The following is a 10,974-nucleotide window of genomic DNA, read 5'->3' on the forward strand; positions in this document are numbered from 1 at the left end:
GAATCTGGGTGCCGTCCATGTCATACCTCCTGCCGCTGTGGAGGTCATATTCTGGCCCAGCTCAGGGGGCGAATTCCACACCCAACGTCGAAGAGCCCAGATTTTTGGATGTTTATATGCAATGAGTTGGACAGTAGATACGTGGTGTTTGAGTTCAAGAATTATAAGCTCAAGATAAGCCAGGGACAGGTATTAACTACTGAAAAATATCTACATAAAAGGGCCCTTCGATCAGTAGCTTTTATAATTTCAAGAAAAGGGATTAGCGATAATGCATTGAAGTTTTCTCAAGGCGCTATGAGAGAGCATGGTAAATTAATAATTAATCTGACAGATGAAGATCTATGTAATATGCTCGACATGAAAGAGAAGGGAGATGATCCCAATGACTATATGTTTGAAAAGGTCGACTCATTTTTAATGTCATTACCCCGATGAACATCGTACATAACAAACCAAGACTGTCGGACGTTTCGAGCCGCATCTTGGGGCATTATGGGTTAAGTGCTAAACGTTATAATCGTAAGCTGCATCCGCCAAGCTTGCAGTATGCACATAATCTTCAATTGCATTAATGTACGCCTGATGTTCATTGTAAAAGCACTACTGTTTAAGTTTAAATAACTTACAATCCGGTGCCTTAGTCCTAAAGCGAGTGAATAAGCGAGATCATGATCAATCTATGAACTTATTGTTTCTTGGAACCTCCGCCGGAGTACCAACAAAAAGCAGAAATGTCTCCGGCGTCGCTTTACGCGAGAGCAAGGGAAAGGGCTGGTACCTAATCGATTGCGGTGAGGGCACCCAGCATCAGGTTTTGCATACGAAACTGTCGTTCCATTCACTGAAAGCCATCTTGATTACCCACGTGCACGGCGACCACTGTTATGGGCTGCCGGGCATACTGGCGAGTGCGGGAATGGGCGGACGGAAAACGCCGCTGACCATTGTGGCCCCTGCCGGTATCCAAACTTGGTTGGAAGCGACGTGTGAGGTGACGCAGCTCAGCTTGCCTTTCGCGCTGGAATTCATCTGCTCGGACGAACTGCCCAGCGTTGAGTTTGAGAACATGGCGGTGGAGACGTTTGCGCTTTCCCATCGCGTGCCGTGCTATGCCTATGCGTTCACCGAGCGCAATGTGGATGCTGCTCTGGATGTGGACAAACTGGATCAGCAAGGCATTCCCAGAGGGCCGTTGTGGGGGCAGCTGAAGCAGGGTAGGGATGTGGCGTTTGAAGGCAAGCCGCTGCGCAGCCGGGATTATCTGCTATTCAAACACGCCCCTAGAAAAGTGGTGATTGCCGGAGACAACGACCAGCCTGAGCTGTTGGCGCAGGCGTGCGCCGGGGCGCAGGTGTTGGTGCACGAAGCCACCTACACCGAAGAGATGGCAGAGAAGGCCGGTGAGGTAGGGCATAGCTACGGCAAGCAGGTGGCGGCGTTTGCCGAGCGGGTCACGCTGCCCAATCTAGTGCTAACCCACTTCAGCCCTCGTTATCCGCTTATCTCCCATACTTCTCCCTCCATTGAGGATATCCGTAAAGAGGCGCAAAGCGTCTATTCAGGCGCGCTCTACTTGGCGCGGGATTTTAGCGAATACAGCTTGGATAAGCCGGGCCAGTTGACTGAACTGTCGTACGAATAACCGATGTCACCGTGCCACTTCTTGATAGCCCAACGGGTAGATCAGTCGCGGCAATAGCCTTCACCTGTTTTAACTATTAGGCAGTCTTCCTTTTCCAATAGCCATTTCATACCGGTGGCTTCGCCATCGCCAGCTCGGAGCAAGTGTTGGCCGTCCTCGCGGTTGAAGCGGATGCCCTCGACGGTTGCTTGGCCTTCGAAGGTGCCGCGTTGATCAGCATCCAGGCCATACTGCATTTCAAGTAGATAGTGGCCGGGGCCTGCAGGTTCGTTTTTGCTGATGTCCAGAAATAATCCTTCTACGCCTGTCCATCGGCCAATCCATTGGTCGGCTAGCTGATGGTGGGGCTGGTGTTGCTCGGTTGCCGTATCCGGAGCAGGCGCGCTAGATGAAGCGGTGTTGCTGCTGCACCCGCTTATTAGCAACACGGTGATGAGTGCTAACGCTGCTTTATCCATGGCGATCTCCTTATCAGTACTGCCGTTACTCACTATATACACGTACCATGCTTTTTTAGTTTGATCGAATTTTGGTATATGTCGAAGAGGTAAGCGAAATGCAAAAGGTAAGAATCGACCTAGTATCTGATGTGGCCTGCCCGTGGTGCGCCATCGGCTACCGGCGCTTGGAGCAAGCGTTAGAGACACTCAATGGCGAGATCGACGTTGAGTTGGTCTGGCAGCCTTTTGAGCTAAACCGCGATATGCCGCCTGAAGGCGAGCCGATTCTGGAGCACTTGTGCCGCAAGTACGGCAAAGACGCGGCCACCATGGAGCAGTCCCAGCGCGAGATTATGGCCGCCGCTGAAGAGCTTGGGCTGAATTTCCGTGGCGCGCTGGAGCGCCGGGCGAACAATACCTTCGCTGCCCACCGCGTGCTGGCGTGGGCTGGAACGCAACATCAAGAGACGGCGCTTCAGTTGGCCTTGTTCGAGGCCTATTTTGGCGAAGCGAAAAACCCCGCCGACCCAGCGGTGCTGCGTGAGAAGGCCATTGAGGTTGGGCTGGACGGCGACACCGCCGAGGCCATCGCCCGCTCCGATCAGTACACGGAGGAAGTACGTGAAGCCGAGCAGCGCTTTATGGATGCGGGAGTAAACGCCGTACCCGCATTTATTCTCGATGGTCGCTACCTGATTTCCGGTGCTCAGCCCGCCGACGTGCTGGTGGATGCGCTGCGTCAGGTGGCCGAAGAGAACGCTAATAGCTAATGTGTGAGAAGCCCTGCCTGAAGGTGGGGTAGCACTCTCAGCATATCCTTTTCCAAGCACCAACTTGTGAACGCGACTCTATGAAAACCATCGGCTTAATCGGCGGTATGAGCTGGGAATCCACGCAGACCTACTATCGCCTCATCAACCAGCATGTGCGTACGGCGTTGGGCGGGCTGCATTCGGCCAAGGTGGTGCTGTACAGCGTCGATTTTGCCGAGATAGAGACGCTGCAGCACCAGGGCAACTGGCAGGCCACCGCTGAGATACTGGCAGCAGCGGGCAAAGCGGTCGAGGCGGCAGGGGCCGATTTTCTGGTGCTGTGTACCAACACCATGCACAAGGTGGCCGAGCCGCTGGAAGCGGCGGTCTCCATTCCGCTGCTTCATATCGCCGATGCCACGGCCCAGGTGCTGCAACAGCAGGGCATTACCTGCGTGAGTTTGCTAGGTACGCGGTTTACCATGGAGCAGGCGTTTTATATCGAGCGCCTTCAGAGCCATGGCATCGAGGTGGTGGTGCCCACTGAGCCACAGCGCGAGCGCGTGCACTCGGTGATTTACCAAGAGCTGTGCTTGGGCGTGGTAAAAGCAGATGCCAAAGCTGACTACCTAAATATCGTTGCTTCGCTGGCTGAGCGCGGCGCGCAGGGCGTGATTTTAGGCTGTACTGAGATTGGCCTGTTGATTCAGCAAGCGGATACGAGCGTGCCGCTGTTCGATACCACTGAGATCCACGCGGAGCAGGCGGTTCAGCGGGCGTTGTGACGTGGTTAGTCAGACTAGTCCGTAACGCGATTGCCAAGCGCTGGCTCCCAAAGCAGCCAGCGCTTTCTCCCTTACTGTAAAAATTCCCGCAACGTTTCGCTGGCTTGCTCGATGGAAACGACGCCATCCAGGTGGCCTCGGTTGCCTTCCAGCGTTTCCAAGGTTACCTCGGTGCCGTCTGCTTCAATCAGCTCGGCGGTGCGGCGCACGCCTTCGGGGGCGAAGACCAGGTCGTTCTCGCTATACAGCATCAGCGTGGGGGCTTCGATGGCGGCTAGGCCTGCTTCTAAGGAGTCGCCGTGGCCTGCCATAAAGGCTTGATTGGCGCGCACTAGGTAGAGCAGGTGGTTGGCATCGGAGAGCTTCGCCCGTGCGCCGGCGATGTCATCCAGGGTTTGCTCGATGGCGTAGCGGGCGTTGATATCCTGGGCGGGGTCGCGGGTTTCATCGGCCCAGTCGCGGTTGAAGGCTTCGTTGGCCCACTGCCAGTGGTTGGCATTGAGCGTGACCAGTTTCAGCGCCTCTTTTAGCCCCTCGGTGGGCGGCTCTCCGTCGTAGTAGTCGCCTTCGTTCCAGTTAGCATCCAGGCGAATCGGCGCTGCCCAGGCGCTGAGCGTGGCGAGCAGCCATGGGTCGGCCACACCGCCACCAATCACGGGAATCAACCGCTCAACGCGTTCAGGGTAAGCGCTGGCCCACTCAATGGCTTGCAGGGCTCCCATGGAAGCGCCCATCACCGCATGCAGCGATTCAATGCCCTGGCTCTCCAGCAGAGCACGCTGCACCTCGACAAAATCACGGATGGTCACGACGGGGAAATCCATGCCCCAGGGCTCGCCGGTATCGGGGTTGATGGTAGCGGGGCCGGTAGTAGTGACGTTAGGGTCATTCGCCCCTAGGTTGACCAGCGTATCGGAGGAGATGATGTAGTACTCATCCGTATCCAGCGGCTTGCCGGGGCCAATAATGGCATCCCAATAGCCAGTGGGCTCACCATCGGCGTTGTAGCGGCCTGCCGCATGGCTAGTGCCGGAGAAGAAGTGGGTAATCAAAATAGCGTTATCGCGGGCTTCGTTAAGCTCGCCGTAGGCTTCCCAGCCTACCGTCACGTTAGGGATTGTCTCGCCGCCCTGAGTGGTAAAACTCTCCATCTCGAACGTCTGCTTCTCGACCACGCCATCCCAAGCCCATAAGGGCGTGGCCAACAGCAGGCCAAGGCTGGTGAACGAGGCGACCGTCACTAGCGCGAATGGTTGCTTGCGTCGCATGCGCTTTCCTTTTTTGAGGGGTTATTGTGATTGTTTTTAGGGCTGTTGATGGCAGCCACTCCCTCAGCATAGACAGCGTTAGAGGATTTTGAACGGATTTAGCCCATTGGCCTGCTGCATTAGTAGGTAGCAACGGTTAGCATTTCAATTCTTAAGAAGAACTAGTGGGTAATAATGCTTACCGCCGGAGACACTGTCATATGCAGCTTTGCGCCGCCCTGATGAAGCAGCTATTTGCTCGAGCCAAGCGTCAAAATAATAAGAGTGCTTCCCTACAAACTAAACACGGCGGTGAGAGTTCTGGCTGGTGGTCATTAGATCTTTCTGGGCAACTTGGGTATCCGCTAGTGCTTGAGATTCAAGGCTGGTATGGCAGCCAGCCCTTTTCTTGGAGAAGCGTTAGCGACGGCGCTGTTGTTGCGGAAAGCCGCTTTCTCCAGTCGCCTGGTCTTCCTTTGGATATTTTATGCACTCAGAATAATACCCTTGAGCAGGGGGCCCCTTCCGAGCTTGTAGCGTTGGGCGATCACGCCCCTTTTATGCGTTATGCTGTCTACCAAGCCTGTGCCTGCTTACCTTCTGCCAAACAATTAGCCGAAGACTCCCCGTTGCTGCTGGTTCTCACGCTTGATTGGGCACAGAGGTTAAATATTGAACAAGCTGAATTGGCAGTTTGGCTGTCCGACAAGCGTGCTAGGCTGTTGGAAATAATTGGCTTACCGGGTTCTGCTTCTCTTGCTAGGCTGTTACGCCGTATTCCATTAACGTCAATCGCAAGCTGGCAGTTGGACGCTTTGCGGAAATGCTTGCAACAGCCCGACGCCCTGGGGCTACTGCGGCATCTCACCCATCCTAACCTTAACCATGTGTGGTTCCTGAACCGCTTCCCCGCTTCTTGGCCAAAGCTGCTGGAGATGATTGAGCAGAATGCATCGTTGCATACAATCGTCTGGCTACAGCGCATGGTGGAAGACATCCAACGCCTCGCGCCTAACGGCACCCAGCTCTACCGTGTAAGCGATATCCAGGCGTTGCAGCAACTGCATGATGCTTTAGTGGAGCGTTTTAATGCCTTAAGCCGAGGGAAGCGTGCTGCTGTGCTGACTCTGAAGTATGGGGATTACCCTGAAGCGCCCATACCCAGCCATACCGATATCGTTGCGCTGGAGAGTTGGGATGCCCTGCTGGCTGAAGGCACCCAAATGCATCACTGTATAGGCAGTTATGCGGCACAAATCGCTGCCCGCCAAGTATTCGTTTACCACATGCAATCGCCTGAGGTACTAACCATTGCGCTTGCCCCGCAAGGCGGTAAATGGGGGCTGCAAGAAGCACGTGGTTATTGCAATGCGCTGCCTAGCGAAGCGTCATTAGAGGCAATACAGCGATGGTTGTCAGCTGGCTCTTAGGCTTGCTCTGCGGGAAGCGTTGCTGTCTGAAAAGCGTGTTCATCCACCCATGCCGCCAAATCACCCAGTGCCTTCATAGCACCTGCCTTGGTGTATTCATAGGGCCAGGCACTTAACACTAACCAGCGGCCCTTGGCTTCGTACCAAGTATCATGACCATTGCCATCTTTGTATCCACCATCTCTGTACCAAGTGCAGTCCGGTTGTTTGGTGATAGGCGTTACTCTCAGAAATGACTGTTCAATTTCTTGCAGCCAAGGGCCACTGCTTTTCTGATTTTCCAGATATGCTCGAATCTCGAAACCGATACTTTCATCGCCTTCCGATTCCGATGAAGGGTAATAAACAAGGCATATTTGAGAGGCACCAGCCTTACTCCAAGCGCTTGGAAAAAAACGCCATACTCTCGTCTGCTCATTCCAAATATCCGGTTTATTCTTGGTGTTGATATCGGTGACCGCTATCTGTAACGCAGCAGCGATGTGGCTTTTTCCTTCCGCCATCAACTCTTGGTCGAGTTGTTCCAGGCGCTGAGATGCTTCGTATAAGTCATGAAAATGCTTTAACGAAAACTCTAGTTCCTTTTTCGTCATGGTCTTCTCTTCCGTGGGCTGGGCAATAGAGGTGATGTGCTGCAGCAATTCCTGATAAAAGATTTGCCATTTCGTCTGATCAGAGGGCGCTACATCTTGCCCATACAGCGCATAAGCCGAAGCTAATAGTTCTGAGTAGGATAGCGTCGGCCAGCCTGCCTCTTTAGCGGGAACCCAAACGCTTTCCTTGGAGTCATCCGGGCATAAAACGCATCGGTAAGCTTTAACCGCATAGCTGTTCAGCAAGCTGTCGTAGGCATCAAACGGGTTATGCTCTGCTGAAGCCCATACTTTATGCTCGATACCCACGACGAAGTCGTTTCCCGACACCACTAGATCCAAGCGCTTCGTCGATGCGCTTTCGGCGCTCCAACTCCCTGCTTCTCGCTCAGTGGTAACTGCTTCCCAGTCGACTTGCTGTAGGTGTTCGTCATCGAAGTGGCCTTTACGCACGAGTGCGTGTAGCAACGCCTTGGCTAACCAGCGGGGCGCACCGGGGTAGCCGCCCATGAAGAAGGCCATTAAGTCTGATAAACGGTTTTCATGCTGACCAGGGCCTGCAACGGAGAACAAATTGGGGGTAGGGGGTTCCGGCTTGGGCAGTAGTGCCAACTTCTCGAAAAACCGCTCCAACGCTGCCAAATTAGCTGATTCTGAAGACATCAAGTACCCCTAAAACATTCTGAACGGATTCAACCCATTGGCCTGCTGCATCATCATACGCTTGGCAAACGGCACTCGCTCGGCCAAATGCAGGCTGAGATCGCCCAGTTGGCGCAGCGGTTTTGCGCCGGTGAACAGGTGGTGGAAGCTGTCGGTGGCCGCGATCATCGCTTGGTTGGCGAGGCGGCGCTGGCATTCGAAGCGGTGCAGGCTGATGTGGTCGCCGGGGTCGCGGCCTTTGATGATCAGCTCGGCCAGGGTGTCGGCGTCGTGTAGGCCGATGTTCAACCCTTGCCCGGCCAGCGGGTGCACTACGTGGGCGGCATCGCCAATCAGCGCGAGGCGTTTGCCGATGTAGCGCTTGGCGTGCTGGCGCTTAATGGGGAAGCTGGCCCTCGCCACAATACGGGTGAGCTTGCCCAGGCGTTGGGGGAAGGTGGTTTCGATGGCGTGCTGGAGCGCGTTGTCGGAGAGCTGTTCGCGGGCTTTGGTGGCTTCATTGCTGTCGTACCACACCAGCGAGGCGCGCTGGCCGGGCAGCGGCAGCATGGCAATCGGCCCTTTAGGGGTAAAACACTGCCAGCTAACGTCCTGCTGGGGCAGCTCGGTCTCGACGTTAATGATCATCGCCCGCTGGTGGTAGTCGTGGCTGGTCACGCCAATGCCCGCCAGCTCGCGCAGCGTAGAGCGCGCGCCGTCGGCCCCCACAATCAGCCGGGCACTTAGGGTTTTGCCGTTATCCAGCTCTAGCATGCGGGCGGTGGTGGCCGCCATGGTGCTCAGCGGGGCACACTGGGTGTAGCAGGTCACGCTGGGCAGCTCTTCCAGGCGTTGCCACAGGGCGTACTGCAAAGCGCGGTTTTCGATAAAAATACCGAAGTCGTTCATGCCGCTCTCTTCGGCGGAGAACACGGAGTGGCCGGTGCCATCCTGATTCGCCACATCAATATGCCGGAACGGGCAGCAGCGCTCGCCGGGCAGTATCGCGCCGCTGGCTTTCACAAACGCGAGTGACCGGGCGTTGAGCGATGAAATACGCAGGTCGTAGTCGCCGCTGGCGGGTTTCGGGGCGCTGCCGCGCTCGACGAGCCCCACGGAAATGCCCGCCTGGCCGAGCCTTGCCGCCAGGGCCGCGCCCACCATGCCGCCACCGACAATAATAATCTCGTGATCCCACTGCATGAGAGGCTCCTTACTCCGCTATCGAGGGCACATTGCATGTGCTTATATTGTCATACAGTATCGTTGACTTGTCGCAGTATTGCCTAGGGTGATCCATTGACGCAGGCCGTGGAAAGTACAGAAAAACGCGAGAGCAGCCAGGTGGCCGGGGAAGCGCTGGCCGCTTTCATCAAACGCCACCCCAAACTCTGGGTGATTACCGGGGCGGGGGTGAGTACCGACAGCGGGATTCCCGATTACCGCGATGCCGATGGCCAGTGGAAGCGCCCGCCGCCGGTGCAGCACGGTGATTTTATGAGCTCCTTCGCCGTACGCCAGCGCTACTGGGCGCGGGCGCTGGTGGGCTTTAAAGCCATGCGCGAAGCCCAGGTGAGCGGGGCGCATCGGGTGCTGGCAGAGCTTGAGGCCATGGGGCATGTGGAGTTGCTGGTCACGCAAAACGTGGATCGCTTGCACCAGCGGGCGGGCTCAAAAAAGGTGATTGATCTTCACGGCAGGGCGGACGTGGTGGCCTGTATGGCGTGCGGCTATCAAATGATGCGCCACGCCATGCACAGTGAAATGGCGCGCATGAACCCTGCCTTTGCCGCGCTGGATGCCCGCCACGCGCCGGATGGCGATGCGGATCTGGAAACCGATTTCTCCACCTTTAAAGTATTGGACTGCCCCCGCTGCCGAGGCATCCTCAAACCGCAGGTGGTCTACTACGGCGATGTGGTGCCCCCGGCGCGTCGGTTGGCGGCCCAAGCGGCGCTGCAGCAAGCTGATGCGGTGCTGGCAGTGGGGACGTCGTTGATGGTCTATTCCGGCTACCGCTTCTGCCGCGATGCCCACGCTATGGGCCTGCCCGTGGCATCGCTCTCGCTGGGTGTGACTCGCGCCGATGAGTTTTTGACTCACCAATGGCGCGCGCCGCTAACGCCGGTACTGGAACAGGCGGTGGCGTGCTTGAAGAGCGCTTAACGCGCTTTCGACACCCACGGGTTGCCCTCGCTCCATAACCGCCAGGGGGCGTCGCGGTCGGCGGGTTGGGCGTAATCGATGCCTACCCGTGGGCCGCTGGCAATCGCGCTGGGCGGCTCGCCAGAGGTAATCCACAGCCCGTTCGCTTGATCGCCGTTCTGCGTCATATCGTGGCCGTAGAGGGCGTTATCGATACGTAGCGCACGGGTAAGTTTGCCGGGGCCGTTGCTTAGATTACGCCCCGCAACGCTGCGCCATGCGCGCATGGCAGGCTCGCCGATCACCGGCTCTACCGCTCGAATCAATACCGCGCAGGGGTTGCCTTCCGGCTGGGTCACCACGTTCAGCAGCCAGTGCATGCCGTACACCAAATAGACGTAGGCGTGGCCGGGCGGGCCAAACATCGCCTCGGTGCGTGGCGTTCTGCGCCGGTGGGCATGGCAGGCGGAATCCTCTGAGCCTCGGTAGGCCTCGGTTTCCACAATGCGCGCGGCCATTAGCTCACCATCGAGCTGGCGCACTAGCCAGCAGCCCAGCAGGTCTCGGGCGACTTCCAACGTATCGCGGTTGTAGAAGGCCTGGGGCAGGGGCGTGAGCGCCTCTTGCTCTATCGGTAACTTAACAGGGGTTAACGTGTCTCTCTGCGGCATGCTATCGCCAATTACTTGAGTAAGCTGCTAGGGTATTCTGTAGGCCTTTAATTGAAAAGCGGAGTTGCCCGTGCTGACCTTTGAACACCAGTTTGCCACGCTGCCAGAGCCCCTATGGGTGGCCTGCCAGCCTACGCCCGTGGCACAGCCCAGCCTGATCGCGTTTAACGATGCCCTGGCCGCGCAGCTAGGTATGCAAACCCGGCCCGACGACGCCACGCTGGCCCAGTGGTTCAGCGGTAACCAGCTGCCGCCGGGTGCCGAGCCTAAAGCGCTGGGCTACGCCGGGCACCAGTTCGGCAACTTCGTGCCGCAGCTAGGCGATGGCCGCGCGCTGCTGTTAGGCGAAGTGGTGGATCAGCAAGGAATACGCCGTGATGTGCAGCTAAAAGGCAGCGGCCGCACGCCGTTCTCTCGCGGTGGCGATGGCCGCTCTCCTCTTGGCCCGGTGCTGCGGGAATATCTGGTGAGTGAATTTATGGCCGCCGTGGGCGTGCCCACCACTCGCGCCTTGGCTGCCGTTGCCACCGGTGAGCGCGTGGTGCGTCAAATGGCCGAGCCGGGGGCCGTGCTGACCCGCGTGGCCAGCAGCCATATTCGCGTGGGCACGTTCCAGTTTGCCGC

At 57.0% G+C, this 10,974-nt stretch carries 12 protein-coding genes; 7 read left to right on the forward strand and 5 right to left on the reverse strand.

Annotated features, from left to right (window positions below; genetic code table 11):
* Together BIS10_RS14175 and BIS10_RS14180 are read left to right on the forward strand one after the other, a co-directional pair.
* Positions 1-438: hypothetical protein (locus tag BIS10_RS14175; protein WP_253506072.1), on the forward strand; the 438-nt coding region annotated here is incomplete at its 5' end.
* Between the two features lie 244 nt (positions 439-682).
* Positions 683-1,645, forward strand: coding sequence for a ribonuclease Z (locus BIS10_RS14180; RefSeq protein ID WP_253506074.1), 963 nt, complete (start codon positions 683-685; stop codon positions 1,643-1,645).
* A gap of 41 nt (positions 1,646-1,686) precedes the next feature.
* On the opposite strand, the gene BIS10_RS14185 is transcribed toward BIS10_RS14180, so the two are convergent.
* Complete coding sequence (locus tag BIS10_RS14185) at positions 1,687-2,103, reverse strand: hypothetical protein (RefSeq protein ID WP_253506076.1); 417 nt, start codon at positions 2,101-2,103, stop codon at positions 1,687-1,689.
* 98 nt (positions 2,104-2,201) lie between these two features.
* Between BIS10_RS14185 and BIS10_RS14190 the strand changes: the two genes are divergently transcribed.
* A complete protein-coding gene (locus tag BIS10_RS14190; protein WP_253506078.1) occupies positions 2,202-2,855 on the forward strand; it encodes a DsbA family oxidoreductase in 654 nt (217 codons plus the stop codon).
* Positions 2,856-2,935: 80 nt separating this feature from the next.
* Positions 2,936-3,622, forward strand: a complete 687-nt coding sequence (locus tag BIS10_RS14195; protein ID WP_253506080.1) for an aspartate/glutamate racemase family protein — start codon at positions 2,936-2,938, stop codon at positions 3,620-3,622.
* A gap of 71 nt (positions 3,623-3,693) precedes the next feature.
* On the opposite strand, the gene BIS10_RS14200 is transcribed toward BIS10_RS14195, so the two are convergent.
* On the reverse strand, positions 3,694-4,890 hold the full coding sequence (locus tag BIS10_RS14200) for a homoserine O-acetyltransferase (protein WP_253506082.1): 1,197 nt from the start codon (positions 4,888-4,890) through the stop codon (positions 3,694-3,696).
* A 200-nt stretch (positions 4,891-5,090) separates the two neighbouring features.
* Here BIS10_RS14200 and BIS10_RS14205 point away from each other — a divergent pair, with 200 nt between their 5' ends.
* Positions 5,091-6,299: a PcfJ domain-containing protein gene (locus BIS10_RS14205; RefSeq protein WP_083025266.1), complete on the forward strand. Its 1,209-nt coding sequence runs from the start codon at positions 5,091-5,093 to the stop codon at positions 6,297-6,299.
* Here the strand turns inward: BIS10_RS14205 and BIS10_RS14210 are convergent.
* Together BIS10_RS14210 and BIS10_RS14215 are read right to left on the reverse strand one after the other, a co-directional pair.
* On the reverse strand, positions 6,296-7,555 hold the full coding sequence (locus tag BIS10_RS14210) for a PD-(D/E)XK nuclease family protein (RefSeq protein ID WP_253506084.1): 1,260 nt from the start codon (positions 7,553-7,555) through the stop codon (positions 6,296-6,298). The genes BIS10_RS14205 and BIS10_RS14210 overlap by 4 nt on opposite strands.
* A gap of 9 nt (positions 7,556-7,564) precedes the next feature.
* On the reverse strand, positions 7,565-8,737 hold the full coding sequence (locus BIS10_RS14215; protein WP_062372280.1) for a UbiH/UbiF/VisC/COQ6 family ubiquinone biosynthesis hydroxylase: 1,173 nt from the start codon (positions 8,735-8,737) through the stop codon (positions 7,565-7,567).
* 96 nt (positions 8,738-8,833) lie between these two features.
* On the opposite strand from BIS10_RS14215, the gene BIS10_RS14220 reads away from it, so the two are divergent.
* Positions 8,834-9,700, forward strand: a complete 867-nt coding sequence (locus BIS10_RS14220; RefSeq protein ID WP_253506086.1) for an NAD-dependent protein deacetylase — start codon at positions 8,834-8,836, stop codon at positions 9,698-9,700.
* On the opposite strand, the gene BIS10_RS14225 is transcribed toward BIS10_RS14220, so the two are convergent.
* Positions 9,697-10,350, reverse strand: coding sequence for a DNA-3-methyladenine glycosylase (locus BIS10_RS14225; RefSeq protein WP_253506088.1), 654 nt, complete (start codon positions 10,348-10,350; stop codon positions 9,697-9,699). The genes BIS10_RS14220 and BIS10_RS14225 overlap by 4 nt on opposite strands.
* 70 nt (positions 10,351-10,420) lie before the next feature.
* On the opposite strand from BIS10_RS14225, the gene BIS10_RS14230 reads away from it, so the two are divergent.
* Positions 10,421-10,974: protein adenylyltransferase SelO family protein (locus BIS10_RS14230; RefSeq protein WP_253506090.1), on the forward strand; the 554-nt coding region annotated here is incomplete at its 3' end.

Origin of the sequence: Halomonas sp. 707B3 (assembly GCF_024158645.1) — a bacterium.
Lineage (GTDB): Bacteria > Pseudomonadota > Gammaproteobacteria > Pseudomonadales > Halomonadaceae > Vreelandella > Vreelandella lionensis.

Excerpts from the sequence above, each read along its gene's own strand:
- BIS10_RS14180 (WP_253506074.1), top strand. The coding sequence starts at position 683 with ATGAACTTATTGTTTCTTGGAACCTCCGCCGGAGTACCAACAAAAAGC.
- BIS10_RS14185 (WP_253506076.1), bottom strand. The coding sequence starts at position 2,103 with ATGGATAAAGCAGCGTTAGCACTCATCACCGTGTTGCTAATAAGCGGG.
- BIS10_RS14190 (WP_253506078.1), top strand. The coding sequence starts at position 2,202 with ATGCAAAAGGTAAGAATCGACCTAGTATCTGATGTGGCCTGCCCGTGG.
- BIS10_RS14195 (WP_253506080.1), top strand. The coding sequence starts at position 2,936 with ATGAAAACCATCGGCTTAATCGGCGGTATGAGCTGGGAATCCACGCAG.
- BIS10_RS14200 (WP_253506082.1), bottom strand. The coding sequence starts at position 4,890 with ATGCGACGCAAGCAACCATTCGCGCTAGTGACGGTCGCCTCGTTCACC.
- BIS10_RS14205 (WP_083025266.1), top strand. The coding sequence starts at position 5,091 with ATGCAGCTTTGCGCCGCCCTGATGAAGCAGCTATTTGCTCGAGCCAAG.
- BIS10_RS14210 (WP_253506084.1), bottom strand. The coding sequence starts at position 7,555 with ATGTCTTCAGAATCAGCTAATTTGGCAGCGTTGGAGCGGTTTTTCGAG.
- BIS10_RS14215 (WP_062372280.1), bottom strand. The coding sequence starts at position 8,737 with ATGCAGTGGGATCACGAGATTATTATTGTCGGTGGCGGCATGGTGGGC.
- BIS10_RS14225 (WP_253506088.1), bottom strand. The coding sequence starts at position 10,350 with ATGCCGCAGAGAGACACGTTAACCCCTGTTAAGTTACCGATAGAGCAA.